Source organism: Enterocloster sp. (assembly GCF_057861365.1).
Genome location: NZ_DBMACH010000009.1, coordinates 73127 through 99276 on the forward strand (window position 1 = coordinate 73127; position 26150 = coordinate 99276).

Consider the following 26150-nt stretch of genomic DNA (forward strand, 5'->3'; position numbering starts at 1 on the left):
CTTCTTAAATAAGTCCCTTTTCTTTAAACGCTGCGATCAGACGCTGGGCTGTCATAGGCGCTGTATTCATATGTACGCCGGTTGCATGAAGGATGGCGTTCCGGATCGCCGGAGCAACCGGAATTGCCGGCGGCTCGCCCAGAGATTTGTTTCCATAAGGGCCTGTAGGATCGTCTAACTGGATAAATTCCACATGAAGCTCCGGAGCATCCATAGCGGTAGGGATCTTGTAATCCAGAAGGTTATTATTTAACGGTTTTCCGGTCTTTTCATCTACTAAAAGCTCCTCAGAAAGTCCAAAACCAAGGCTCATGCTCATACCGCCGTGTACCTGTCCGGCAGCTGTCTTCGGATTGATCAGGATACCGGAGTCATGGACATTGATCACATCCTTTACAGTCACAAGACCCAGAGGCATATCGATTTCCAGATCCACAAAGCAGCAGCCGGAAGCAAAGGTATTGTCCTTGCACTGGTTTGTAACCTCTGCTGTGATATGGATGGAGCGGTCTAAGGAATAGAACGCTGTATCAGCTACTACCGCCACATCAAAGAGTACCGGATCGCCGCCGTTTACAACCACCTGGCTGTCCGCAATGTCTAACATCTCCCAGGTAATTTTCTCCTCTGCATGAAGCCCCAGAACCTGACGTACCTTACCGGCAGCCTCCTTTACAAGATCTGCATAGACCGTCTTTGAAAGATCTGTCACATCATGGTTCAGCATATAGGCAGCATACTCTAAGACCTTCTGACGGAACTCTAAGGCACACTTTTTGCAGGCCATGCCGGATACATAGGTCTGACGGGACGCATAAGCACCTGTATCAAAGGGAGTTACATCCGTATCCTGTGTGGAATTGATATATACCCTGTCTACGCTGATTCCAGTAGTCTCTGCCGCCATCTGGGTGAATACGGTATCTGCTCCCTGTCCGATTTCCGTAGCGCCCATGGAAAGCTGGATGGAACCGTCCTGATTTAAAGTGATGCGGGCAGAAGCAGTTTCCAGAGAAATGGGATAAACGCCTGTTTTGTAAATAAACATCGCCATTCCCACACCTCTTCTCACCGGTCCGGTCTGATTCTTATAGGCCTCTCTCTTTTCGTCCCAGTGAATGTACTCCCGGCCTTTTTTAATGCACTCGGTCAGGCCATATGTATGGAATGTAATACCGTTGGCCGGATCCACAAAGCCTGCATCCAGACAGTTCTTTAAGCGGAATTCACAGGGATCCATACCGACTGCATCTGCCATATCATCTGTCAGACACTCTGCAAACCAATCTGCCTGGGGGATGCCGTATGCTCTCATGGCTCCTGCCGTAGGGGAAGAGGTATAAACGGTCCTGCAGTCTACCTCTGTACCCAGCCGGTCTTTATACAGATCCTTAAATACATTTCCGCAGTTGGCACAGATAGCGTGACCATGGGAGGCATAGCCGCCGTTATTGGCAAAGGCCTCCAGCCGTCTTGCAAGTACGGTTCCGTCCTTTGTAACAATACCCTTGCACACGCCCTTGATCGCATGGCGGGTACGGGTTCCAGAAATGGTTTCCTCGCGGCTGATCTCCATCCGGACGGCTCTTCCGCCTACACTCATGGAAAGGAAGGCATTTAACGGCTCATAAAGTACATCCTGCTTGTTTCCAAAACCGCCTCCGATATAGGGCTTAATCACGCGAACCTTACCAACTGGGATTCCCAATGCCTGAGCCGTTACACGGCGTACAATATGGGGAAGCTGCGTGGAAGAAACAATGGTCACTTTTCCGTTTGTATCCACATAGGACCAGGAAACGGGAAGCTCAATATGGCAGTGGGAAATCCTTGGAGTATCATATGTTTCATCAATCTCCACCAGATTTTCCTCTCCGTACTCTTCAATGGCTTTCTTTCTTCCCTCTTCAAAAGTAAAATCAGAAGATCCCATGGTCATATGGGAATGAACGACTACGTTGTCCTTTCTGAGATCGGGATGAAGAGGTGTTGCCTCCGGCTTTAATGCCGCTTCTACGGTAACAATGGGTTCGTACTCCTCGTACTCAACCTTGATCAGACGAGCCGCCTGAGCCGCAGCCACTTCATTTTCAGCCACAACTGCCGCAATATCATCCCCATAAAGGCGGACTCTCTGATTTAAAAGCTTTCTGTCACAGATATCCTGATGCTTTAACTCCACGCTCCAGGGATGACCTGCGGTGGGAAACTGGATATCCGGAACATCAAAACAGGTGACGATCTTTACCACTCCCGGCACCTTTAACGCCTCGTCCAGATCAAAGCTCTTTACAAGGCCATTTGCAATGGTGGAATGGACGACTTTTCCATGAAGGATATCTCTGGGTTCCAAATCTGCGGTATACTTGGCTTCACCGGTCACTTTACCGAAAGCGTCCACGCGTGTGATTTCCTGGCCAACAACTTTCATTGTATTTCCTCCTTACTTTACTGTCTGTGTCTGCATCCCGAACGATCGTTCCGATTCTTTCATCCTCGGATAAACGGACAGCTCTCTTTTTATACCAATGCCGCAAGCATGAATTTTTCAGGTAAAAATAACTGTTAAAATCCAACAACGCCCAGCTTATAAACAGGTACAAAAAAAGAGCTGACTACATAAATGTATGTAGTCAACTCTTAAGGTAGTTGGTAGAGACTCTGGGCCAATCCCCAGGATATACATATCAGACAATTTACTTTATTGAATTATCTATATTATATACCCTTAAAAAAATTTAGTCCATCTGCATTTTTCTCAAATATTTTCTTTATTTTTGTGTATTTTTCACAAAAACAACCTAAAAATTTTTGCGATTTATCGTTATATTTTCACAAGAATAACGTCTTATTCCTCTAATGCCTGACGAATATCTTCTATGATATCCTCTGCGTCCTCAATACCGACGCTGAAGCGGATCATGGACGGATCAACGCCTGCCTCTACAAGCTGCTCATTGGTCAGCTGTCTATGCGTATGGCTTGCAGGATGAAGAACGGCTGTGCGGGAATCAGCCACATGGGTTTCAATGGAGCAGAGCTTTAACCGATCCATAAATCTGGCTGCTCCCTCTCTGCCGGATTTTAAGCCAAAGGAAATAACGCCGCAGGTACCATCCGGCATATATTTCTTTGCAAGCTCATAATATTTGTCGCCTTCCAGTCCGGGATAATTTACCCAGGCCACATCCTCTCTGGATTTCAGATAGGAAGCTACCTTATATGCATTTTCACAGTGCCGGGGCATTCTCAGATGAAGGGTCTCAAGGCCTACGTTGATCAGAAAGGCATGCTGGGGAGACTGGATCGATCCAAGGTCACGCATCAGCTGTGCAGTAGCCTTTGTAATATAGGCCATTTTCCCGAATTTCTGCGTATAGATTACACCGTGATAGGACTCATCCGGCTCTGTCAGGCACTTAAACTTATCGTGGTGAGCCTCCCAGTCAAAATTGCCGCTGTCTACGATACAGCCGCCTATGGTCATGGCGTGGCCGTCCATGTACTTGGTGGTACTGTGGGTTACAATATCTGCTCCCCACTCAAAGGGACGACAGTTGATAGGAGTTGCAAATGTATTGTCCACGATCAGGGGAACACCATGGTCATGGGCTGCTTTTGCAAATTTTTCAATATCCAGAACCGTTAATGCAGGGTTGGCAATGGTCTCTGCAAATAATGCCTTTGTATTGGGGCGGAACGCTGCTGCCAGCTCCTCTTCAGTGGCATCCGGGCTTACCAGGGTACATTCCACTCCCATTTTAGGGATTGTAACAGTAAAGAGGTTCGTTGTGCCGCCGTAAATAGCCGCAGAGCTTACCACATGGTCTCCTGCCTGACACAGATTCATCACCGCATAAAAATTAGCCGCCTGGCCTGAGGAAGTAAGCATGGCACCCACACCGCCCTCCAGCTCGCAGATCTTGGCTGCGACCGCGTCATTGGTGGGGTTTGCCAGTCTTGTATAGAAATATCCGTCTTCTTCCAGATCAAACAGACGTCCCATCTGCTCGCTTGAGGTGTACTTAAAGGTCGTGCTCTGGTAAATAGGCAGCTGTCTTGGTTCGCCGTTTTTCGGCTCCCAGCCACCCTGAATACAGATAGTGTCTAATGAACGCTTTTTTGTCATACTTCTCTTCCTCCTGGGGTCGGTTTCCGTAAAATTTGATACTGTTTGGAACAGCTGCTTTTTATTATAACCCAGGTTGGATGGGGATTCAACTTGAAATTGGGTGAAATCCCACAGATAATTCCATACATGGTCAGTGGCTTACTCTGCTCCGTACCGGAAAGTTTACCGACACCATCCAGGATCTACTTTCAGATATTGCTCCAGAACACAAAGCCCTTCATTAAACTGTTTTTTATGCCTTTCATATTTTCTGCGAATAGGAAGCGGATACCCAGTTCTTCCTTCCTGTCTCCATATTTCTTTAAAAACCAATCGTTTGTCTAACATTTAGTTTCCCTCCCTAATTTTTTATAGTATACAAGAAGAAGCGTCAGTGCCAGAACCCAGGCCAGAGGAGTGGAAAAACAGATTCCTGCATAGCCAAACGGCAATAAACATATGCAGCCAGCCCATCGGGCAGCCAGCTCTATGACTCCCCCCGCCATGGGCACCAGGGCTTCTCCCATCCCCTGAAGCGAGCTGCGGACAATCTGGAGCATACATAGTACCATAGAAAATGCTCCAATAATCACCAGATAAATATATCCATATTCTACAATTGCCGAATCGTAGGATTCCAAAAATATCTGGATCATCTGACGGCCAAACACTACATTCAAAACCAGCATTCCGGCAGCTGCCACTCCTCCCATTTTTAAACTGGAGGAAATACCTTTACGAATTCTGTCCGGCCTGCCGGCTCCATAATTCTGTCCACAATACACTTCCATGGCAGCTGCCAGAGTTGTAAAAGGTTGGGTCACCAGGTTTTCTACCTTTCCGGCAGCTGTATAGCCTGCAATTACCACTGAACCAAAGCCATTTAAATATGCCTGGAGAATCATGATCCCAACTGCTGTTACGGAAAACTGCAAAGCCATGGGAAGACCAATCCTTAAGTGCCTCCATCCCTGGGATAAACTTGCAGACCAGTGCCTTTTTTCTGGCCATATACCCGGGTATTTCCTACCTGCATACCAATGACAGAGGAACGCAGAAATCAACTGGGAAATGACTGTAGCAAATGATGCTCCTTCTACACCGCCATGAAACACCAGAACCGCTGCAATATCCAGAACCACATTAAACACTGAAGAAAATATCAGGAAATATAATGGAGTACGGCTGTCTCCTACAGCCCTCAAAATACCTGCAATCATATTATAATAGATGGAAGCCCCCAGTCCTCCAAATATAATCCTGATATATCCTGATGCATACCGGAAAATATCATCTGGAGTATTCATGATCCGAAGAAGGAAATCTGCCCCTGCCACACTTAAAATCGTCATCACTACAGTCACTGCTATACACAGCCAGCAGCAGGCCGCCACTGAAATTCGAATCTGCTCTCTGTCCTCTGCCCCAGCTCTCTGTGCAATCACCACAGAAAACCCGCTGGTGATGCCCGTAGCAAACCCAAGAACCAAAAAGCTCATGGCTCCCGTTGCTCCCACTCCTGCAAGTTCCTTTACTCCTACTAACCGTCCTACGATCACAGCATCTGCCATACTGTAGATCTGTTGGAACAGACTGCCTATAAAAAGAGGAATAGAAAACCATAGAATCGCTTTCCAGGGTACCTGGACTGTCATGGTTTCTATTCCCAATCTTTCTCTCTTTTCTACCGCTGCTCCCATTTCTGCCTCCACTTTCTGTACGCTCCAAGGCAGTTCGTCTTAAAACCATCTACCCCCAGACACTCTAATGTTTCCCACCAGACCGGAGTATCCCCCAGATTAGAAAAAACCCGAATTCCTCTCTGATGTAGATACTCGACATCACTGCTTTCAAATGCCCCTGCATTTAATCCTACCTCATAAAAATCCCCTCTCTCCAGCATCTCTTTCTGCTCTTCCCTGAGATAACGGATATTGGCCCCCAGCCGGAGCCTGTCTGGTTTCCCATGATTCTTGCACCAGTCCTGGATTTCCCAGATTACATCTTCTATTCCGGAAAATATAATGCACCGTTCTTCTACATGGTATTTTTCTGCCATTTGTATTACTGCTCCGGCAATTCCTCTCTCTTTCAATTCTACCTCGGCAAAAAATCCATCTGGCTGTGTTTGGAGCCACTTAAAGAATTCCTGAAGACTAAGAATCTGTTCCAGTCTCCCATCTTCCAGACACAACTTCTCATACTCTTCTTTATAACATCGGTATATCGCCAAAGTGAGCTGTTCTTCACTTTTTGACCGGCTTTCCAGCCGTCCCATCTGGTAAAGCACATCCTGTTCCGAGGCTGCTGCCCAGGGATAATAATACTGTTTTTCATCTGCATATCCTTCATCTGGAAACCGTTTTAACAGATGGCCTCCAAAAGGAAGCCGTATCTGACTAATATGTTCCCAGGTCATATCTTTTATCTTACTGTTACAGTACGGCCCCTGCCATCCCATTGTAAGACGCCTGACGTCTGCATCGTGAAACACCACCAGTTTTCCATCCCTGGTTTTACGGACATCTATTTCCACCCCTCCGGCTCCCAGGGTCACAGCAGCCTCAAAAGCTGTATGGGAATTTTCCGGACCGGCTTCCATACATCCCCTATGAGCAATCGGACAAGGAGAGTTTCTATTGTAAAGCTCAGCCATTTCCTTTCTCCCATTCATTTTCTTTCATATTAGTATATACATAAACAATGGCCGACAACACAGAAAACAGAAACATGATAACCGAAAGAGCTGCTGCTTTTTCATAATGACCATTATTAAACTGCGTATATAAAGAAATCCCCATCATTTGCGGATTATTCCCATCCATCAGATATGGTGTTGTAAACGAACTGATATTACTCATAAACACAAACGTTGCTGCTACAAAGATATCCCGATAGGTCAGCGGCAAAATCATCTGCTTTAAAATCCGAAACCGATCCGCCCCTGCATCTCTTGCCGCTTCGATAGTAGAATTCGGAATTTTAGACAGGGCTGCTGCCATCAGCATAGTGGCAAAAGGAATGTTAAACCAAAGATTCATCAGAACGATTCCTTTTCCATTATACATAAGCCCCAATTGAAGATTCATTCCCAACAGTCGGGAGATTCGGTTAATCAGACCTGAATCACGTATTACCGTGATCATTCCATTAACTGCCACAAGACCCGGGATAAACCTGGGAAGCAAATACAGCCGTCCAATCATCCGGCTGACCCAGGTATTGGAAAATCTTAAATAAATAGCCAGAAAATACGAAATCCCAATAGCCAGAACCACGGTTATAATCACTACCTGAAGTGTATAAATAATATTATTTCTCTGGATTTTGTCTGTAAAAAAATATACGTAGTTGTCCAGTCCCCAGCCGCCTTCCTCCAGCTGAAAGCTGCGGAGGAGGCTGGCTGCGATGGGATAGAATACAACTCCCATCAAAATAATCAGGGACGGGAAAATCAGAATATAGGGAAACAGTTTTCCCAGCATTTTTTCTTTCATATACCCTCTCTCCTTACCATTACTCAAGGGTTCCTATCTGCTTATCCCATTCTTCGTAAAGCTCAGTTCCCAAATTTCCCAGGCTTCCGATACGGAATTTCTCAATTTTCAGTTCCTCGATACTTTTTGTCAATTCTGGATCCAAAAGGCTAAAGTCAATTACCGGGATTGCTGCCATAGAATCCAGGGCAATATTCTGGGCTTCTGGAGTCAGCATGTAGTTCAGGAATGCATATGCTCCGTCCTGGTCAGATCCAATAGAAGGAATTCCCAGAACTACCGGGCTTCCGGTAAAAGAGGGTTCGATTTGAGTAATCTTAATAGACTCTGGAAGAGTTCCCTGTTTCATCTGTGTGATCGCCATATCTGCCCAAGCTGGTATCATATCCACCTCTTTATTGGCTAATAGATCCAGCGTGCCCTGATTTTTATTTGGATATACCACTTTACCTGAAGATTTATACATATACGGATGAAGTTCCTTCAAAAGCTCAAATCCCTTGTTCCATTTTTCTTTATTAGCCGGATCGGATGATGTAAGAGCAGACTCATCCAGGAAATTGTAGATACTGGTAGTTACCAAAGATCCACCGGCACCTCCGGATGATGGGGTGTTATAAGCAAAACGTCCCGGATGATCCTTGATCCACTGGTAAAGTTCCTCTGCCGTCTTAGGCGGATTTTCTACAGTTTCGGAATTATAGGCCAGAACTACCGTCGTTCCTCTGTATGGCATTACCAGGTCGTTTCGGAATGTTGATTCAACCTGAAGAGACTCTATATTTGGAATCTTGCTCTTATCCAATGGAATAAAGAAATCCTCTCCGCCTTCATCTACATATTTCGTCACTTCATCACCACCCAGTTCAATCACATCATAGTCTGTATTGGTCTGACCGGCTTTTTTAGCAGCAACTACACGTTCAAACAGTCCCTGGGCACCAGTTCCCGATGTAATAAACTGAAGTTCTGCTGTATACTGATCCTGGGAAGCATTAAACTGCTGGATTTGCTTTTCAAACTGAACTCTTACATTATCAGATCCTCCAGCCCATACCGTCACTACCGGTTTTTCGCCAGATACCGGTTTTCCGGATACACTGGAAGAACATCCCGTCATCAGCATTGTTCCAAGAAACACAGCCAATGCCATCACAGCAGTTTTCTTTCCACAGCTTACCTTTTTCTTTCTCATCTTCCTTTTCTCCTTTAAATATTCTTCTTATACTGTCATTATTTCTATAATAAATCTTCGCATGCCCCTTCTTCAGGCACAGTACTGGTAAGTTTTTGCAAACGACAGGGAAACCCTGTCTTTCATATGCAGCTGGTCGGCTACATTTCTGGCAACATAGGTCTTAATCACCTGTCTGTTTTCTACCTCTATATTAACCTCTACAAAATGTCCCAATACCATAATCGTTCTCACATCTCCGGAAATTTGTCCCTGAACCTCGCCTCTGGTAATTGTCACATCCTCCGGTCGTACAGCTACCGAGCTTCCATCCTGTCTGGTCAGGAAGTTCATTTCTCCGATAAAAGAAGCTACAAACCGGGTTGCCGGATGATCATAGATTTCTGTAGGAGTTCCGATCTGCTCTATAAATCCCTTATTCATAACTACGATCCGATGGGACAGCGCCATTGCCTCTTCCTGATCGTGCGTTACAAATACCACTGTGATGTTTAATTCTTCCTGGATTTTTTTCAATTCTTCCCTCATCTGTGCTCTGATCTTGGCGTCCAAAGCGGAAAAGGGCTCATCCAGCAGAAGAACGGATGGCTTTAAAAGTAACGCTCTGGCAATGGCAATCCGCTGTTGCTGCCCGCCAGAAAGCTGACCTGGATATTTTTTTTCATAACCAGACATATTTACCAGCTTAAGTCCCCGTTCAATCTCACTCCTGATTTTATTTTTAGGAACTTTTTTTATTTCCAGTCCAAAAGCCAGATTTTCATATACCGTCATATGGGGCCATAAATTATAACTTTGAAATACCATGGCTGTTGGCCTTTTTTCCGGCGGAAGATTTTTGACAGACTGACCGTCAATAAGAACGTCACCCTTATCAATGTCCAAAAATCCTCCCAAAGTTCTCAGTATCGTGGATTTTCCACAGCCGGATGGACCCAGCATGGTCACAAACTCTCCTTCATAGACATCGATATTAATATTTTCTACACCGTCTCCATTTTTATATTTTTTCTCCATACCCGTAATCTGAAGTTTTATTTTTCTTTCCATTATAATTCCTCCTATTTCATTCCATAGCCCTGGGAAAGATTATCTGCATTGATGTATTTTCTCATAACAAACAAAATCAGTATTGTAGGGATAATCAAAATCAGAGACAGCACCGGCCCGGCTGTCAGCGGATATTCCATGATAACCCCATAAAGTTCTACTGGCATGGTTTTTATCTGAGGGAAACCTACCAGCAGCGTCCCCTGTGCCTCTTCCAAAGAACCCAGAAATGTAAACACACTTGCAACTGCAATACCCGGCATGGCCAGAGGAAGTGTGATACAGAAAAAGGTTCTCAGTGGTCCCGCTCCTGCATCTCTGGCAGATTCCTCCTGCTGCCTGTAAACTCCCCTGAAAGCTCCTGACGGAATCCATGTCATAAACATCATGGAATTCAATACATGGATGATAACCACTCCTACAAAAGTTCCCATCAGATTCAATCTATAAAATAGAATACCGATTGAGATATAAAGTCCCATTCTTGGGTAAGCATTGCTTAAAAGAAACGACAGCAGAAAGATTCTTTTCCCTTTAAAATTAAACCGGGCCAGGGCATAAGCTGCCGGAATACAGATCAGAAGAGATACTGCCGTCACGATAACTGCCAGTACAAAAGAGGTTGCAATAGAACTTAGCAGACTTCCCTGTCCAAGCACAAATTCCCACCACCGAAAACCAAACTTCTGGGGAATAATGACTGGAACCTCATATTTATCTGCAAATGCCAGCATGCATAAATTCATCAGCGGCATATAAAAAAACAATATAAATATTCCAAACAGGATATATTGAAAAAAATTCTTCTTTCCTATTGTATAATAAAAAGCTTTGGGAGACATCCGTTTCATCCTTCCATCTCCTTCCGAATTGCCAGCGCTGTTTTAAGATTCCGGGTCGTGATATTCGTAATTCCTTTTTTCATCAGTTTCTGCAGATCCTCTGGTTCATTAACTGTCCATGCAGAACTTCCCAGCCCTATAGATTTTAAAAGTTCTATTATCTTGTCTGTAAACATATGATATTCCATGTTGATGCACTGGGCCGAATAATTCACAGCCGTATGAAATGCCTGTTCTATCTGCTTCATATTGATATTTCGTCTCAGATCTGTTTCCGGAATCAGATTTTCAATATTCCAGTATACCTGTACTTCCGAATGTTTTTCCAATCTTGTTTCCATAAAAGAAACGCTCACAGCCCCTGAATATATCAATTGATTTTCCACCTTGTATTCTCTGGCCAGTTGATATACCGGAACTTCCAGTCCCGGACTCTTCAAGTCACAGTTGATTTTCTTATCCGGCCGTTCTTTTAAAAGTTCAAATACCTGACTCAGTTTTACTGCCATCTCTGTGCTTTCATCATGAGACAGGATTAATTCTTCGTTTCGATTTCTTCTAATATCTACCTCGAAACAATCCCCTTCTGAACCCAATGCATATCTTACAAATTCCATAGAGTTATCCGGCATTCCATCACATCCGGAATGTGCTGTAATTTTACTCATAATCATTTTTCTCCTTCTTTTCTCTGCTTGGAATGCGTTCAATATATCAAGATATCCATGCTCAAAAAAGATAATTTAGATAAATTTTATGTAAAAAATATCTATTGTTTGTCTATTTATACAATTATCTAAAATATTACCTATTTTTTACGTTTGTACTCTTTTATTCTTTACAATTTATCCGTTATTCTTATTAAGTTAAAAACAGGCAATTGCGAAACAAATTTCTGATCCTGATCAAAATACGGTGAGAAACCTGCACTGCAGGATTCTTAAGATGAAAAGCAGGTGATTTCAAACTTTAGATATAACAAAAAGACTCCCCAGATAAACTGCGAAGAAAAAGACATAAGGAGGATTCCATGAAAACACTTCAGACCTTTCACGGCTCTCTCAGCCGTGGATTCACCGGAAATATAATCTTTCAGTTTCATATTCCCGATGAAATCCATGAACTTTCTGTAGAACTGACCTATGAAAAAGAACATCTGGAAGATCCGGTTTCTTATATAGAATGTTTCCGGCACCAGCTGATCCGGCAGGCCATGCCCTATCTAGGCCGGATTCCCACTGACCGGCAGCTTCTGGAAATGACTCAATCTATGAAAACGGAACTACAACTCTGCATCCTTATAGATGGCACGTTCGTCGGAAATGTGCATATGCCTGGGACAAAGAAAAAAATCCTGTTAAAAGAGGGACTCTATTCCAGAGGATGTCTTCCCTACAAAGGGCAAAACGGTATGTTAAAAATCATCGTCAATGTATACCAGGTAATAGAAAATAATACCCCCTGGACTCTTGAGATTAAAGGAGGGACTGAAGATGTGGATACGAATTGAACTGCATAATCATACGATTGAATCTGATGGAACTATGACTCCGACAGAGCTGTCTGAATTTATGGCAGCTCAAGAAATCCCTTGTTTTTCCCTGACTGATCATAACACAATTTCCGGCTTATCCCAGCTTCCTGCAGCCTGCGGAGATCAAATTCGGTATATATTCGGCTATGAACTTACTTCCTACTATGGTCATATGCTCTGTCAAAATGTGTCCTCTTATATTCCTTGGGATGATATTGATTCCAATAACGCTGATCTTCTGTTCCATCGGGTTCATGAAGCCGGTGGTCTGGCCGGACCTGCCCACCCATTCTCCGTGCCTTCTCCATTTTCCAATGGCATGCGCTGGGATATGAACATCCACGATCCTGGCCTGATAGATTTCATTGAAATTATAAATAACGCTCATCCCATGATTCCCGACAATTATCAGGCCATTCAGTGGTGGATCCATCTGTCCTGTTCTGGTTTTCCTATCGCTCCAGTCAGCGGACTGGATCTTCATGGACCTATGGATCTAAGTGGGGTTTTTACTACCTTTATTGAAACAGAAGATAACTTCAGCCGTTTTCAAAACGCTTCCCAGCTTCTGGCTCAGGCCATACGCCGCTGCCGGACTTGTGTAACACGTGGGCCGGTTCTCCACTGGACTTTATCTGGAGAAACTTTAACTCTTTCCCTTTTGCCAGGCCTTACTCCAGTTCCAATACAGGAGCCGGAAACGGAAGCTTCTTTTTTCTGTATTATAAAAACAGAAAAAGACAGCCTTGTCATTCCTATCGGAAATAAAGACTGTCATGTATCTCTGCCTTATACCATACGCTCCTCCAAGGGAGCTGTACTGTTGCTTTTTCCAGCGGAGTCCTTTCATTCAGAACAACTGGATTTTTCCTATTTAACCGCTGTATCTGGTCCTATTTTTTTCTGAGTCAGCAGCCACCAGTTCAACTGGTGGTTTTATATTAGCCCTCTATAAAGCGGTACTTCTTGAATCTTCTTTTCTTGATTCCTCTGCCTGCCCTCACCGTTTCCACTTACACTATTCTCCCCAGCATAGCTGGGGATTAGACTTTTCATTTAAGCATCTACATAAAAATAGACCAATCCTGATAAGATCAGGTAGAACCAGGTGGTTGGGTTGGAGAACCAGGTGGTAAAGAAGGACAGAACCATGTACATGGCGATCTGGGCGTAGATGATGTGGCCTGCGGGGCAGGTGAGTTTTTTCCTGAAACGAACCAGGCCGTAGCAGGCCGCGCCCAGAAGGGTTCCGAAAAAGATCATGCCGAAAACGCCAAAATCGTAGTAGGCATCGTAAAATAAGGTGACCGTCGTCAGTTCCTCTTTTGTTACATATAATGGAAAGTTCACAAGAGACGGAAACAGGAATTTAAGGCCTGTCAGCGCCCATAATGGAAACAGTCCCTTGAGTCCGAAGCTGTGGCGGCCCAGCTGTTCTACCAGGCAGTTGAAGTTGTCGTAATTATTAGCAATGTAGATATAAGGCTGGGTGATGAAAATGGGCATATGGCTGTTTTTCATCTCAAAGATGCCGTTTAAATATTCTACACTGTGGCTTCTTAATACGGTGAGGATCAGGTAGGCCGGGATTAAAAGGACGATCAAAATTCCTGCGTGTATCAGACCGAAGCTTCCGGTCATAGAGATATAGGTGAATACCGCCATGCCTGCTGCAAGGATCAGCTGAAATCTGGATACACATAAAAGCGGGATAGAAAGAGCCACCACATCCAAAACCACTGCCAGCCAAAAGCCTCTGTCTCTTGTAAGTCCTCTTCCCCGTCTGGCTGTCATTACGCTGTAAACCACGGAAAGACTGGGAACCAGTACGCAGGATACGGTAAAGTAATGAACTCCGCTGATGTGGAACTCTGAATAGGCGTGAGGTACGCCGTAAGAAAACATGGGAACAAAGCCCAGTCTCCAGGCCTCAAATAAAAAGGCCAGAAGGGATACTGCAGTGATGACGCTCATGGAAATCAGGATGCGCTTTGCCTGCAGAGGCGATTCCCCGGAGGAAAAAAAGCGGTAAACTGACTGCATGTCCTTTTCCGACCAGCCGTCAAAAAGACGGGTGAGTATCTCAAAGACCGTCCAGAAAAAAACGACAGCCAGAAAAAGGCTGATCCAGGTCATAAGCGCCCAGTCAGTCTGAAGCCTGGAAAGCTTAAAGCAGGAGATCCCCTGTCCGCCCACAAAAAAGAGACAGAACAGTCCCCGAAGATGGATCAGGTTTCCTGTTCTCATATAATCCTTTATATACAGCCACAGAGCTGCTCCTAAGAGCACAAGGCCGGACAGCACATAAATGTGCTGCCAGGCCAGGATAAAACTTACAATGTAACAAATGAGGTAAACTAACATCAGTCGGTCATCTTCTCCATAAATTCTTTCATATAAGCTTCCACTTCTGCCGCTGTAGCAAAGCTCATTGCCTTCTCTGCCACTGCCTGCAGCTCCTTAATGCTGAAGCCTGTTACCAGCTTTCTGGTGCGCAGCACTGCAGAGGCGCTCATACTGAACTCATTTAAGCCAAAGGCAAGCAGCAGCGGAACCATCATGGGATCGCTGGCAGCCTCGCCGCACATTCCTACCATAATGCCTGTTTCCCGTCCGCAGGCAATAATATGGCGGATACTTCTAAGGACAGCCGGATTAAAGGTGGAGTAAAGGTAGGAAATCTTTTTATTTCCGCGGTCTACCGACATGGTATACTGGGTCAGGTCATTAGTTCCGATGCTGAAGAAGTCTGCTTCCTTTGCAAAAATATCAGCGATCAGGGATGCTGCCGCAGTCTCCACCATGATGCCTACCTGAATATCCTTCTTATAGGCAATTCCCTTTTCATCCAGTTCCTTTTTGATCTCTTCGATCAGGGCCTTTGCCTCTCTGAACTCATCGATACAGGTTACAAGAGGAATCATGATGCGGATGTTTCCAAATGCACTGGCTCTTAAAAGGGCGCGCAGCTGAGGCTTATAGATATCCTCCTTACGATCCAGGCATAACCGGATAGCACGGTAGCCAAGGAATGGATTTTCATCCTTTTCAAGTCCCATATAAGGAATTTCCTTATCGCCTCCGATATCCAGGGTACGGATGATCACCGGCTTTCCGTTCATAGCGGCAGCTACCTTTTTATAAGCCTCAAACTGCTCCTCCTCTGTAGGCATTGCAGTGCGATCCATGAATAAGAACTCCGTACGGAACAGACCGATTCCCTCTGCGTCATACTGAAGCACCTTATCAATATCCTCAGGCTTTCCGATATTGGCTACAATCTCAACCTGTACACCATCCTTTGTCACAGAGGGCTGTCCGATATATTTTTCCAGCTCCTTCTTATCCATTAAAAACTGCTCTCTCTTTGCCTCGTAGGCAGCCTTTACCTCTGCCTCCGGATTTACATAAACCTCTCCGGCGCTTCCGTCAAGGACAACCGTTTCTCCATCCTTTACCTTATCTAACAGGCCGTTTACGGCAACTACCGCAGGAATCTCCAGGGCTCTTGCAAGAATTGCACTGTGGGAGGTACGTCCGCCAAGTTCTGTTACAATACCGGTTACATTCGCCGGATTGATGCCTGCTGTCATAGATGGGGTCAGATCCTTTGCCACCAGGATCGTTCCTGCCGGAAGGGCAGATACGTCCACAGACTGAAGTCCCATCAGGGTACGCTGCATACGCACCTTAATGTCCCGCATATCGGTCGCTCTCTGCTGCATCAGCTCATCGCCCATGGACGCGAACATATCTGCATACATATTGCAGACATTTTCAATGGCAAACTCACTGTTTACCTTATCATTCTGAATAGAATTTTCAATCTCCCCTGTCAGCATCGGGTCAGATAAAAGCATCATATGGCCCTGCATGATCTCGGCTTCCTTTTCACCCACACGGGCAGCCAGATCCTCAGCCATTTTTTGGGTTTCAGCAATGGTTGTTTCCAGCGCTCCCTTAAAACGCTGCACCTCTGCCTCTGTATCGTTTACTTCCCTCCTTGTAATGATAAGCTCTGCTTCCTCCACAATCACCGCAGTACCGATGCCGATACCGTCAGAAGCATTTGTTCCCTTATACATATGTATTTCCTCCTTAATATTTTGAAATCCCGGCCCATACCGGTATTTCCTTATTTATACTCACAACCTTTGGTTGCCGTCATCATTCTCCCAGACGGTCGTCCACCAGACGGATAATGGCTTTAAGAGCCTCTTCCTCATCGGAACCATCACAGATAAATTCCACTTCCTCACCGCATTTGACACAGGCTCCAAGAACGCTTAAAACACTCTTTGCATTGGCCGTAACGTTGCGGACCCTGAAGGATATTTTTGATTTAAACTTTAACGCTTCCTTGCACAAAATTCCTGCCGGCCTTAAGTGAAGGCCGGATGGATTTTTAATTATAGTTGCCTCATTTACCATATAACTTCACTCCTGTCTTATCCATAATACACGCTGCTATGACTGCTCGGAAGCAGAGGCGCTTTCTTCCTCTGTCTCTGCCTGGCTTTCCGTTTCCATGCTCTCTTTTGATTCCTCTGTCCGGTCATGGACAATGATCTGAAGAGGATCACAGCTTACCAGCTCATAGGCGGCTCCCAGCTGGAACGTTACTTCTGCCGTATGGGTTCCGGGCTGCATATCGCTTACATCCACCTCTGCCTCCAGGCTTTCCTCGGTCAGCTGATCCAGATCCTCCGCCAGCCCCTTGATGGTAACCGTGATCTGATCCCGGTCAAACTGATAGCTATAGTGGCTGGATGCACCTACCTGGCGGACTGCATCGGCTCCCAGCACAATATCCTTTGTTTCAAGAGGCTCTACCTTGATGGTAACCGTAATCTGACTTTCCTCTCCTGCAAGAGATACTCCGTCCGGCAGATACTGTTTCAGATCAATATTGACCTTGCGGTCTGAATCAGCTCCGTCCATATTCAACTCTGTTTTCGGAATGGTAATGGAATTGATTCCCGCCAGATCGGATTTAAGTCCGACTACTTCCACCGAGTTAATGCTGGACTCAATCCCTGTATAGCGGTATCCTTCTGCCACACGGCCCTCTGTTTCAAAATTCAATCCCAGATTCTTTACCTTGAGAATAGACTGATCATAATCCGCCTCCGTCCGGCTTAAAGTAACCCGTTCATCCAGGGCAATCTCCTCGCCATTGGCATCGTAACATTTAATGGGCCTGGTACCGGTAAGATCCTCCGTCGCCCCGCTTAAGTCGATTTCAATCCCCACGCTGCTGATCTGTCCTACCAGAGACTGGGGGCCGCTTACAACGATCTTAGACGGTGACAAACTGACGCTTCCCTGGCGGTAGCCTTCCTCCGCCTTTCCTACATATTTAGGCGTAAGCTCAAAAGGCTTCTCCTGCAGATCCTCTGTCCTTACACGGATCACTCCCGGCTTGGCCTCTACCGAATCCACACGGTTATTTTTAACCTCTATCTTGACAGGAACTGCACCTGTAGGCTCATACATATCTGCCAGATCAATATAGGCTCTGAAATCTGAAGGAGAAACACCTCCTGCGTCCAGAGTCCGGACCTTGTAGGAAACAGTAACCGTACTCCTGTCGTCTAAAAGCTCATAGGTCTTTTTACTGGAGGTAAGCACAGATTCATTGATCACATCCAGAGACACGATCTGGGTTGCTGTAATATCAGGGTTTGATATATTTACCACAGCCAGCCATACAAAGAAAGCGATGAATACGGAAAGAATTTTCAGTTTTAAATTATTTATCAGCTTTTTTTCCATTGATCAGCCTTCCCTTCCATAACCTAAACCGACTGCCAGACGGTTCGGCTGTTTCCCGGATCCCGGACAGGATCGTTCTGAGGGTTTCCGCGTCAGATACCGTCTGAAGATGTCCTTCCTTAGCAACGGAAACACGTCCCGTTTCCTCTGATACAACAATCGTCAGGCTGTCTGTACTTTCACTAACGCCTACTGCCGCACGGTGGCGTGTTCCCAGAGCCTTGTTGATGGACATATTATCCGACAGAGGCAGGTAGCAGGTAGCTGCTGCTACCCGATTTCCCCGGATCACCACTGCTCCGTCATGAAGAGGGGTATTGTGCTCAAATATATTGATCAGAAGCTGGCTGCTGATCAGTCCGTTGATCTCAATTCCCGTACGCTCAATCTCCTTTAAGGAGGTGCCGCGTTCAATCACCATCAGAGCTCCCGTCTTTACCTTTGCCATTTCAAAGGTGGCGCGGACCAGCTCATTGACCGTACGCTCATTAAATCCGCTTCCTTCTTTACCGGAAGAGTCTACCGGAAGAAAATTGGTAATAATATTCTGACTTCCCAGCTGCTCCAAAGCCTTTCTGAGTTCCGGCTGAAATACAACTAAAAGAGCCGTTACCGCAATGGCTGTAATATTTTTGATGATCCAGAGAATGGTATCGAGCTTAAACAGCACCACAACCACTGAAAAGGCAAAAATCACCAAAAGGCCTTTTAGAAGAGTCCAGGCTCTGGTGTTTTTGATCCAGACCAAAAGCTCGTAGACAAGAAAAGAAATAATAGCGATCTCCACTATATTTTTGGCTGAGATCCTGGGCAGCAGAGACAGCCAGGATGACAGCTTATCCAGCACTTCCAGAAAAATATCCATCTTCTATCGCCCTCCTCTCACAAATATCATATGTTACGGCTGCCTTGTTCCTCCCGGCTCACGCTCTCTTGCGCTCCGCCTGTGCGTATTGATCTTTTTTACCCGCACATCTGTGGTGCTCATAGTCATCTTTGGAACAGCTTTTACATAGTAGTAATAGTCATCGTCCTCAAACTGCACATACTCCGTGCGGGAGTAGTCTACTGAAAAAATAAAGAAATTATACAAAGCCGCCAAAGCCGCCGACACCAGCATCCCCACAACCATTTCAAGAGGTGCTGCCGGCACGCCAAACACAAAATCACCGATAAAGATCACCACAAGCTCTGCTACAGAACCTGTCACAATGGCTGCCAGCCAGGCATAGTCAATGGAAAGGCGGCGGATCAGGTATACCACAAGAATACCTACCGCACAGGTAGCGATCATCACCGTCATGGTCTGATTTAAAAATACGGACCGCACAATCTGGCTGTAGCGCTGTACCATGTCCACGGCGGCTTCTCCTGTGAGAACGCCTGCATTCTGCTTTACATACATGATAAGGTAGTAAAAAAAGATGCCGCAGCCCACAGGGATCACGGAACTTAAGCTTCCTCCCAGTCCTACCAGAAGCGGAACCGCATAAGGGATTTTAAACAGAAATGCCAGCGACGTAAGAACCATAAGCCAGCTGTCTCCCGGTTTAAAGCCATAATAAAGGATGCCTATTATCATCATCACAAGAACCGCGATCAGCGCCATTTCTACAGACACCGCATACAGATGAACTGCCAAAAATCCCCCTATGAGAAATACCAGCATACAGTTGGGAAGCAGCGTTCCGACCAGGCAGACCATAAAAACCACCAGTGGATTCTTAAGTTTTGCCATATATCCAACAGTAGAATTGATGCTTAAAACAGTGCACAATGTAAACAGAAAGCGGATCAGCGGATGGAGCAGCTGATTATATTTCTGATAAAATCCCTTCAGATGCTCTTTCCAGAGCAGCAGTCCTGTCATATAGCTCTTCCTCCCCGTTTTTCTCTGCCTGTATCCGGCTGGTCTTTTCCATATCGTCTGATCAGATGTTTTAAGCGGGCTGTAAACATCGTCTGGCTCCGTGCGGCTATCTCATAGCGCCGGGAGCTGATCTTCCAGGTAACGGCAAGATATAAAACCAGACCTCCCACATATGCAAACGTCCCGTTTTTAATCCAGCCAAGAACCGTGTCGGGCCCGGCCCCGCCCAAGATCACATCCAATCTGTACATCGCCCAGGTGAGAACGATCAAAAGGAAGCTGAAGGTATAGCCGAAAAAGCCCCTGAACATCTGACCGCCCACATAATCGCTCCTAAAAAAACGGTTTACGGGAAAAATCTTTCTGCCTTCATTCTTTTCAAATATGGCCAGCTCTGTCATATAGCGGATCTTCTCTTCATTCAGCATAGGAACGCTCCTTATTATATGCCCGGAAATGATTTACAGGCACAGGATTCTCAAAATATGTCAATTCAGTATACCACAACTTTTTATATTTTGCGACACTTTAAATGAACTTTTATTTTTGTATGTCCGAAAAGGACAGACAGGTTTCTTTAAAGCAATCGCCCGGAAGCGGCTTATTAATATAGTAACCCTGGATCATATCGCAGCCCATTTCTTTTAAAATATCTGCCTGTTCCTTTGTCTCCACGCCCTCGGCCACCGTACGGATCTTAAGGCTTTTGCAGGCCGCAAATACGCTCTGGGCCACAATTCCTGCCTTTGGATTGTGGAACATATCTGTGACAATGCTTCGGTCTATTTTCAGGATCTTGATCGGGAGATCATAAAGCACATGGATATTGCTGTACTCCGTTCCGAAATCGTCCAGGGAAATACCATAGCCGGCCTCTGTAAATGCTGTGGTAATGGCCTTCAGGCTGATATTGTCTACTGCGCTGATAGTTTCTGTAATCTCAATGGAAATAAGCCTGTGCGGAATACGATAACGGTCTGTAATACCGCAGGTTTCTTCTAATATCCCCGGCTCTAAAATCGTAATTCTGGAATAATTAAGAGAAACAGGAAATCCTTCCCAGCCTTCATCCAGCCACTGGCGCATCAGGCGGCAGCTCTCCTCCAGCACAAAAAGGTCAATATAGCGGATCAGTCCGGCCTTTTCAATTTCCGGCAGAAATTTATCCGGCGTAATTACACCCTTTCTTCCATGTTGATAGCGCACCAGCGCCTCTGCTCCACAGATACGGCCTGTTTTTAAGTCTGCCTTGGGTTGGAAAAAAGCAGTAAACCCGCCTCTTTTTATCGCCTGTTTAAGCTCAGAAAGCATTCGGGCTGCGGCAGGCGTCCTTCCGCCATAGGCCCTGGTACTTCTCTGGTTCATGGCGATCTGCAGTTTTTCCTCCACCTGCTGCTGAAGCTTCATGGGCGCCTGAACCTGAGCTGTCCACACATATTCGCAGAGAATCTGCCCCGGGCACAGCGTTTCTGCTTCCATCTGAAACCGCCTGCCTTGTTCCTCAAACCGGTCTTTTGTTACATCTGCAAAACGGATCAGAAAGCCCGCTCCACTGATGCGGTAGCAGTCCGCCCCCTTAAAAATTTCCCGTATCTTCTCTCCCAGCTGTGCTAAAAGCCGGTCGCCTCCTGCATGGCCATAGCGCTGATTATATCCCTTAAAATCCCAGATATGGATCCCTGCTACTCCCATGGATGAATAGATTTCCTGATTTTCGTGGCTCAGGCACCGGATATAGGACTGATAATTTAAAAGTCCAGATTCCCTGTCATGGGTCATAACATAGCTGTATTTTTCCTGCATCAAACGGTACTGGGCCATCTTTCCCACAAAGCCGGAAATTTCCCTCAATACTCTGGAACACTGTTTCTTATCCCATACCCCTTCTGCTACAAGCAGGCCTGTAAGGCAGTCTCCCCAGCAGCCAGTCCACAAAAGCGGGAATTGATACGATGTTTCTTCCAGCAGGCCTTCCAGCTCCCCATAGGCAGCTTCCTCCCTCTTTTCTGCTTCAAACACCTGTTCCTGTCCAGATCTTGCACCCAGACGTTCCCATAAAAGAGAAGCTTCTTCTGCTGGAATAAAAGAAAGCCTCTGCGCAGCCGCTGCTTCTCCAAAGGCCGGTGGTATAATACCGGTATCCCCAATTTTGAAGCATTCTCTTAAAAGCTCCCAGGAAAGCTTCTGCCTCTCTGCTGTCTCACTCCTCTCCCCATAGACCTTCATCTGGTCTTTGCCCTCATATTTAGCCCGTTCCAGAGCTTTTAAACTCCTGTGATACAGCTGGTCGTATGTAACGGTTTCCTCACAGCTGCAGCAAAGACCTGCCGACCAGCTCATATACAAAAGCTCGTTCCCCGCCTGATACGTCCGGCACAGCAGCCTGCGCAATCTGCCAGCCTCCTCCCTGATCTCATCTGCTGAGGAGATATCAAAGTAAAAGATGAGAAATACATCCTGCTCCAGCCGTCCTGCCACGGAAAGGGGCGGAAGGCTGCTGCGCAGGATCGTGCTGGCCTGACGGAGAACCTCTTCCTTTTCGCCTCTGGACCAATTTTTTCCTGTTTTTGAAAAATCATCCATATCCAGGATCAGCGTAGCATGAATACCGTTTTTGCTGTTTTTATTTTCCAGTATGCTCTGGATCATAAGGCGGACGGTTATCTGATCATAAAAACCGCTGACAATATCAGTTCCGGCTTTGTATTCCAGCGCCAGCTCTCTCTTTTTCTGCTCATCAATGTTTCTGGCATAGCCATATAAAAGAAGATCTCCGTCATTCTGCCGCACTGCATGGAAATCCATTCTGGCCCACCGGATCCTTCCTTCCCTGTCCTTTTCCCTGAATTCAAAGGACGGAACTGCCCGTTTTAAAGTGATATCCCGCAAGATCTCTTCTCTGTTATATCTGAGTCCAAACCGCTTCCTGTCATCCTCGCTGGCAATATGGCTGTTGATGTAGCCTAAAAGGAAGGAAAGGCTTCTGTCACTGCTCTCTCTGTTAAGCTTCTCATCCAACCCCCAAAGCTCCTCCAGCCGTTCTCTGGTCAGATTGAAACGGAAGGAAAAAAGAAGTTCCTTCTCTCCCAGAGGCTTATCCGCACTTCCCTTCGAAGCCCGTATAATAGCCGTCGTCAAAAAGGAATCCAGCTCCTTTTGTCCCACCGTAGTTCTGGCAATTCCCGATTTTGGAGCCATCAGGCTCTTTTCATGTTCTTTATCCAGATTGCGGATCACCCCTGCAAACAGCTCCGGGCGGCCATTTCCATCTCTGTACATCCGCCCTCTGCATAAAAGATGCTTCCATGTGCCGTCTGCTGCCTTCGCCCGGTATACAATGGCATGGCGGTCTGCCCTTCCGTCTGCAATCTCCTGATTACTGTCCAAAAACATTCTTGCGTCATCCGGATGGATCCTGCGTTTCCAAAAGGAAGCTGCATTTTTTACCACCTGCCCGGGAAGCCCAAAGTCCTCCGCCATCTGCCAGGTATAACGAAACTCTCCTGTCTTCAGATTGCCTACAAAGATATAATCGTCAATACTCTCCGACAGGGCGTCTAAAAGCTGGTCTTTATGATAGGAAAAAGCGTTTCCTCTCGTCGCCGCTTCTTTGCTGAGCCGTCTGGCTGCCTGCTTTCCGGATAATATGTGATAATCTCTCTTGCGTATATACATCTGCATATCCGCTACGGAAAGAACGTCGGAAACAGAGAGCCTGTGGCCTCCATTCACAGTCACCAGACCGTAGCTGAAGGTTGCCTCATAATCGATGCCAACGGACTGTCTGCGCTCCTTTAAGCGCGCAAGGATTTCCTCAAGAATACCGGCTGCCTGATCAGAATCCTTATTCTGGAAAACCAGAATGAACTCATCTCCGCTGAGGCGGAAAGCAAAATCAGAAGCCTCCATCCCTTCCTGCATGGTACAGGCCGTAACCTTTAAAAAACGGTCGCCTTCCAGATGGCCATATGTGTCATTGACCCATTTCAATCCATTTAGATCGCAAAGAGCTACCGTACAAAGCCCGTCCTCCTTTAAGGAGGAAAGAACCTCGCTTAGATGATTTTTTCCCGCATTTCGGTTTAAGAGCCCGGTCAGTTCGTCAATAGAGGCCTCAATGGACAGCTGAAAAAAAGAAGTAATATCCACAGAGTTCTGTATGTGATACCTGCGCCCGTTCCATTCCTCCAGCCAGTCATAATTGATATAATCGCGCCCTGAAACCTCATTATGCTCCCGCCAGACAACAGCTTCTCCCAATTCTTTGTTATACAGATCAGGAATTTTACAGAAGGAACAGGGACCCTTCATATCCTTTTGCAGAATCTCCCAGCAATATTTCCCCTCCGGCTTTTCACAATGAAACGCATCTTTGATATATCCGTTGGTATAAAGGATCTCATGGGTAACGGGGTCCGTAATATACAGACTGGACTGCATCCGTTCTATGATCCTCTTTAAAAATCCCGCATCAAATTTATAAGCCATACAGCTGCACCCCCCTGCCATCTTTTTTCCCTGCCTTTCACTCCTGAAAGTTCATGTATTCTGTCATTTATTATATCTGTAGTTCCATGTAATGTAAATAGTGAACCAGACAGATACGCTGCTTATCATTCATAATTGAATACTATATGAAGTAAATATTAATTTTTTATGAATTTGCTTAAAACTCTTGTATTATTTTAAAAATATGCTATTTTTTTATATTGATTCTAATACTGTGATTCTGTATCACAAACAGGATCCAAATATCATGTAAAGAGGTTAGATATGAATACACTGCGAATGCTTCATTATTTTAATTTTGTAATGGCCACTATCTTTGTTGTGTTTTATTTCTATCAGATTGGCTATCTGCTGTTAGGTCTGTGGAAACGGCACACAAAAGAGACAGATGTCTCCCATGCCCTTCACCGCTATGCAGCTGTGATTTCTGCCAGAAATGAGGCAAATGTAATCGGCGGCCTGATCGCAAGCCTGAAGGCCCAGGATTACCCTTCCGAGCTTCTTGATATCTATGTGATCGCCGATAACTGTACCGATAATACGGCTCAGGTAGCCTTAGAGGCAGGCGCCAAGGTATACCGCCGCTTTAACCGCCAGCTGATCGGAAAGGGCTACGCTTTGGATTATCTGTTTAAATGTCTGTCCGCTTCCGGAAAGGATGTTTATGACGGCTACTTTGTATTTGATGCCGATAATTATGTAGATCCCAATTTCGTACGGGAAATGAACAATACATTTGACGGCGGCCACTATGCGGCTCTGACCAGCTACCGCAATTCCAAAAACTTCGGAGCCAACTGGATCTCTGCCGGATATGGACTGTGGTTTCTGCGCGAAGCCCGCTTCCTTAACTTCCCCCGTATGCTTTTGGGAACCAACTGTGCCATTTCCGGCACCGGGTTTCTGGTATCCGGAGAAGTCATCCGTGAAAAGGGAGGCTGGCCCTTCCATCTTCTGACCGAGGATATTGAATTTTCTGTAAACTGCGCCATTGATGGAAAAGTGATCGGCTACTGTGACAAGGCCGTTATCTACGATGAACAGCCCGTAGACTTTAAACAGTCCTGGAGACAGAGACTGCGCTGGTCTAAGGGATTTTATCAGGTTGACTGGCACTACAGCCTGGATCTCATCCGCGGCTGCTTCCGTCCGGGCAGAAAGGGTTTCTCCTGCTATGACATTTTTATGACGGTAGCACCGGGAATGTTTTTTACCCTGGCAGCACTGATCATCAACGTGGTCATGCTGGGCGCCTATCTTACAGAACCCGGCTATATTGCCCGGATGATCGTGGAGGAAAATATCTTCTTTCTTGGAAGGACGCTTGGAATGTTTTATGTGAGCCTTCTGATCTACGGCGCTATCACCATGGCGGTAGAATGGAAACAGATCGCCATGTCTGCGGGCAGGAAGATCCTTTATACCTTCACCTTCCCGATTTTTATGTTTACCTATATTCCGATCTCTGCCGTTGCCCTTGTCAAAAAGGTAGAATGGAAACCCATCTGCCATGGAAATACGGCCGGAGAGCTGATTCCAAACAAGGGACAGGGGCGATAGGATTTCCCCTACAGCACATGGCGGAAAGGACTGATTACGATCCGAAGAAGCGCGTATACAGCCCTTTTTGCCATATCCTGCTCCCTCGGCTCATAATTTTGTCCGTCCTCAGTCCGGCCATCCGGGCTCATGTGGCGGCTTTTTTCTTTTAATGGCCGTGCCTGCTCACGGATAGAGGCGTTTAATTCAGGGCAGTCTACTGCCAGC

The 26150-nt window shown here is 45.9% G+C and carries 20 protein-coding genes, 1 pseudogene and 1 riboswitch; of the genes and pseudogenes, 3 read left to right on the top strand and 18 right to left on the bottom strand.

Going from position 1 to position 26150, the window contains the following annotated elements; all coding sequences use genetic code 11:
• Nucleotides 1–4 precede the first annotated feature (4 nt).
• From xdhA to ACZM6M_RS11240, 9 genes are all read right to left on the bottom strand, one after another.
• Nucleotides 5–2431, bottom strand: coding sequence for a xanthine dehydrogenase subunit XdhA (xdhA, locus tag ACZM6M_RS11200; protein ID WP_489490431.1), 2427 nt, complete (start codon nucleotides 2429–2431; stop codon nucleotides 5–7).
• Between the two features lie 179 nt (nucleotides 2432–2610).
• Nucleotides 2611–2706, bottom strand: a riboswitch (purine riboswitch).
• A 142-nt stretch (nucleotides 2707–2848) separates the two neighbouring features.
• Nucleotides 2849–4129, bottom strand: a complete 1281-nt coding sequence (locus tag ACZM6M_RS11205; RefSeq protein ID WP_489490432.1) for an O-acetylhomoserine aminocarboxypropyltransferase/cysteine synthase family protein — start codon at nucleotides 4127–4129, stop codon at nucleotides 2849–2851.
• Between the two features lie 323 nt (nucleotides 4130–4452).
• Nucleotides 4453–5811, bottom strand: a complete 1359-nt coding sequence (locus ACZM6M_RS11210) for an MATE family efflux transporter (RefSeq protein WP_337932014.1) — start codon at nucleotides 5809–5811, stop codon at nucleotides 4453–4455.
• Nucleotides 5796–6767 (bottom strand): glycerophosphodiester phosphodiesterase, encoded by a 972-nt coding sequence (locus ACZM6M_RS11215; RefSeq protein ID WP_337932012.1) that lies wholly within the window; start codon nucleotides 6765–6767, stop codon nucleotides 5796–5798. The genes ACZM6M_RS11210 and ACZM6M_RS11215 overlap by 16 nt, the downstream gene beginning before the upstream one ends.
• Complete coding sequence (locus ACZM6M_RS11220) at nucleotides 6760–7608, bottom strand: ABC transporter permease (RefSeq protein WP_337932010.1); 849 nt, start codon at nucleotides 7606–7608, stop codon at nucleotides 6760–6762. Before ACZM6M_RS11220 ends, ACZM6M_RS11215 begins: the two co-directional genes overlap by 8 nt.
• A 19-nt stretch (nucleotides 7609–7627) precedes the next feature.
• Nucleotides 7628–8803: an extracellular solute-binding protein gene (locus ACZM6M_RS11225; RefSeq protein ID WP_337932008.1), complete on the bottom strand. Its 1176-nt coding sequence runs from the start codon at nucleotides 8801–8803 to the stop codon at nucleotides 7628–7630.
• Nucleotides 8804–8875: 72 nt separating this feature from the next.
• Nucleotides 8876–9853 (bottom strand): ABC transporter ATP-binding protein, encoded by a 978-nt coding sequence (locus tag ACZM6M_RS11230; protein ID WP_337932006.1) that lies wholly within the window; start codon nucleotides 9851–9853, stop codon nucleotides 8876–8878.
• An 11-nt stretch (nucleotides 9854–9864) separates the two neighbouring features.
• The gene (locus ACZM6M_RS11235) at nucleotides 9865–10704 is read right to left on the bottom strand and encodes an ABC transporter permease (protein ID WP_418926573.1); all 840 of its coding nucleotides are present in this window, start codon (nucleotides 10702–10704) and stop codon (nucleotides 9865–9867) included.
• The gene (locus tag ACZM6M_RS11240; protein WP_337932003.1) at nucleotides 10701–11363 is read right to left on the bottom strand and encodes a glycerophosphodiester phosphodiesterase; all 663 of its coding nucleotides are present in this window, start codon (nucleotides 11361–11363) and stop codon (nucleotides 10701–10703) included. Before ACZM6M_RS11240 ends, ACZM6M_RS11235 begins: the two co-directional genes overlap by 4 nt.
• Nucleotides 11364–11725: 362 nt before the next feature.
• Between ACZM6M_RS11240 and ACZM6M_RS11245 the strand changes: the two genes are divergently transcribed.
• A complete protein-coding gene (locus tag ACZM6M_RS11245; RefSeq protein ID WP_337932001.1) occupies nucleotides 11726–12205 on the top strand; it encodes a DUF6669 family protein in 480 nt (159 codons plus the stop codon).
• Nucleotides 12189–13136, top strand: a complete 948-nt coding sequence (locus ACZM6M_RS11250) for a CehA/McbA family metallohydrolase (RefSeq protein ID WP_337931999.1) — start codon at nucleotides 12189–12191, stop codon at nucleotides 13134–13136. Before ACZM6M_RS11245 ends, ACZM6M_RS11250 begins: the two co-directional genes overlap by 17 nt.
• 149 nt (nucleotides 13137–13285) lie before the next feature.
• On the opposite strand, the gene ACZM6M_RS11255 is transcribed toward ACZM6M_RS11250, so the two are convergent.
• From ACZM6M_RS11255 to ACZM6M_RS11290, 8 genes are all read right to left on the bottom strand, one after another.
• Nucleotides 13286–14593 (bottom strand): O-antigen polymerase, encoded by a 1308-nt coding sequence (locus ACZM6M_RS11255; RefSeq protein ID WP_489490433.1) that lies wholly within the window; start codon nucleotides 14591–14593, stop codon nucleotides 13286–13288.
• Entirely contained in the window at nucleotides 14593–16314 is a 1722-nt protein-coding gene (gene ptsP, locus ACZM6M_RS11260; RefSeq protein WP_489490434.1) for a phosphoenolpyruvate--protein phosphotransferase, read from the bottom strand. Before ptsP ends, ACZM6M_RS11255 begins: the two co-directional genes overlap by 1 nt.
• A gap of 82 nt (nucleotides 16315–16396) precedes the next feature.
• A complete protein-coding gene (locus ACZM6M_RS11265) occupies nucleotides 16397–16660 on the bottom strand; it encodes an HPr family phosphocarrier protein (protein ID WP_066547853.1) in 264 nt (87 codons plus the stop codon).
• A 36-nt stretch (nucleotides 16661–16696) separates the two neighbouring features.
• Complete coding sequence (locus tag ACZM6M_RS11270) at nucleotides 16697–18004, bottom strand: CdaR family protein (RefSeq protein WP_417045403.1); 1308 nt, start codon at nucleotides 18002–18004, stop codon at nucleotides 16697–16699.
• Nucleotides 17982–18869, bottom strand: coding sequence for a diadenylate cyclase CdaA (gene cdaA / locus ACZM6M_RS11275; RefSeq protein WP_418926571.1), 888 nt, complete (start codon nucleotides 18867–18869; stop codon nucleotides 17982–17984). The genes ACZM6M_RS11270 and cdaA overlap by 23 nt, the downstream gene beginning before the upstream one ends.
• A gap of 33 nt (nucleotides 18870–18902) precedes the next feature.
• Nucleotides 18903–19874, bottom strand: coding sequence for an ABC transporter permease (locus ACZM6M_RS11280; RefSeq protein WP_066547844.1), 972 nt, complete (start codon nucleotides 19872–19874; stop codon nucleotides 18903–18905).
• On the bottom strand, nucleotides 19871–20302 hold the full coding sequence (locus ACZM6M_RS11285; protein ID WP_418926570.1) for a hypothetical protein: 432 nt from the start codon (nucleotides 20300–20302) through the stop codon (nucleotides 19871–19873). Before ACZM6M_RS11285 ends, ACZM6M_RS11280 begins: the two co-directional genes overlap by 4 nt.
• A 112-nt stretch (nucleotides 20303–20414) precedes the next feature.
• Entirely contained in the window at nucleotides 20415–24362 is a 3948-nt protein-coding gene (locus tag ACZM6M_RS11290) for an EAL domain-containing protein (protein ID WP_418926569.1), read from the bottom strand.
• A gap of 285 nt (nucleotides 24363–24647) precedes the next feature.
• On the opposite strand from ACZM6M_RS11290, the gene ACZM6M_RS11295 reads away from it, so the two are divergent.
• A complete protein-coding gene (locus ACZM6M_RS11295; RefSeq protein ID WP_066547824.1) occupies nucleotides 24648–25943 on the top strand; it encodes a glycosyltransferase family 2 protein in 1296 nt (431 codons plus the stop codon).
• An 8-nt stretch (nucleotides 25944–25951) separates the two neighbouring features.
• Here the strand turns inward: ACZM6M_RS11295 and ACZM6M_RS11300 are convergent.
• Nucleotides 25952–26150 (bottom strand): annotated as a pseudogene (locus ACZM6M_RS11300) (phospholipase D family protein); the annotation flags it as partial.

What these genes read in the sequence shown, in the direction of transcription:
- xdhA (WP_489490431.1), bottom strand. Translation starts at nt 2,431, where the DNA reads ATGAAAGTTGTTGGCCAGGAAATCACACGCGTGGACGCTTTCGGTAAA.
- ACZM6M_RS11205 (WP_489490432.1), bottom strand. Translation starts at nt 4,129, where the DNA reads ATGACAAAAAAGCGTTCATTAGACACTATCTGTATTCAGGGTGGCTGG.
- ACZM6M_RS11210 (WP_337932014.1), bottom strand. Translation starts at nt 5,811, where the DNA reads ATGGGAGCAGCGGTAGAAAAGAGAGAAAGATTGGGAATAGAAACCATG.
- ACZM6M_RS11215 (WP_337932012.1), bottom strand. Translation starts at nt 6,767, where the DNA reads ATGGCTGAGCTTTACAATAGAAACTCTCCTTGTCCGATTGCTCATAGG.
- ACZM6M_RS11220 (WP_337932010.1), bottom strand. Translation starts at nt 7,608, where the DNA reads ATGAAAGAAAAAATGCTGGGAAAACTGTTTCCCTATATTCTGATTTTC.
- ACZM6M_RS11225 (WP_337932008.1), bottom strand. Translation starts at nt 8,803, where the DNA reads ATGAGAAAGAAAAAGGTAAGCTGTGGAAAGAAAACTGCTGTGATGGCA.
- ACZM6M_RS11230 (WP_337932006.1), bottom strand. Translation starts at nt 9,853, where the DNA reads ATGGAAAGAAAAATAAAACTTCAGATTACGGGTATGGAGAAAAAATAT.
- ACZM6M_RS11235 (WP_418926573.1), bottom strand. Translation starts at nt 10,704, where the DNA reads ATGAAACGGATGTCTCCCAAAGCTTTTTATTATACAATAGGAAAGAAG.
- ACZM6M_RS11240 (WP_337932003.1), bottom strand. Translation starts at nt 11,363, where the DNA reads ATGAGTAAAATTACAGCACATTCCGGATGTGATGGAATGCCGGATAAC.
- ACZM6M_RS11245 (WP_337932001.1), top strand. Translation starts at nt 11,726, where the DNA reads ATGAAAACACTTCAGACCTTTCACGGCTCTCTCAGCCGTGGATTCACC.
- ACZM6M_RS11250 (WP_337931999.1), top strand. Translation starts at nt 12,189, where the DNA reads ATGTGGATACGAATTGAACTGCATAATCATACGATTGAATCTGATGGA.
- ACZM6M_RS11255 (WP_489490433.1), bottom strand. Translation starts at nt 14,593, where the DNA reads ATGTTAGTTTACCTCATTTGTTACATTGTAAGTTTTATCCTGGCCTGG.
- ptsP (WP_489490434.1), bottom strand. Translation starts at nt 16,314, where the DNA reads ATGTATAAGGGAACAAATGCTTCTGACGGTATCGGCATCGGTACTGCG.
- ACZM6M_RS11265 (WP_066547853.1), bottom strand. Translation starts at nt 16,660, where the DNA reads ATGGTAAATGAGGCAACTATAATTAAAAATCCATCCGGCCTTCACTTA.
- ACZM6M_RS11270 (WP_417045403.1), bottom strand. Translation starts at nt 18,004, where the DNA reads ATGGAAAAAAAGCTGATAAATAATTTAAAACTGAAAATTCTTTCCGTA.
- cdaA (WP_418926571.1), bottom strand. Translation starts at nt 18,869, where the DNA reads ATGGATATTTTTCTGGAAGTGCTGGATAAGCTGTCATCCTGGCTGTCT.
- ACZM6M_RS11280 (WP_066547844.1), bottom strand. Translation starts at nt 19,874, where the DNA reads ATGACAGGACTGCTGCTCTGGAAAGAGCATCTGAAGGGATTTTATCAG.
- ACZM6M_RS11285 (WP_418926570.1), bottom strand. Translation starts at nt 20,302, where the DNA reads ATGCTGAATGAAGAGAAGATCCGCTATATGACAGAGCTGGCCATATTT.
- ACZM6M_RS11290 (WP_418926569.1), bottom strand. Translation starts at nt 24,362, where the DNA reads ATGGCTTATAAATTTGATGCGGGATTTTTAAAGAGGATCATAGAACGG.
- ACZM6M_RS11295 (WP_066547824.1), top strand. Translation starts at nt 24,648, where the DNA reads ATGAATACACTGCGAATGCTTCATTATTTTAATTTTGTAATGGCCACT.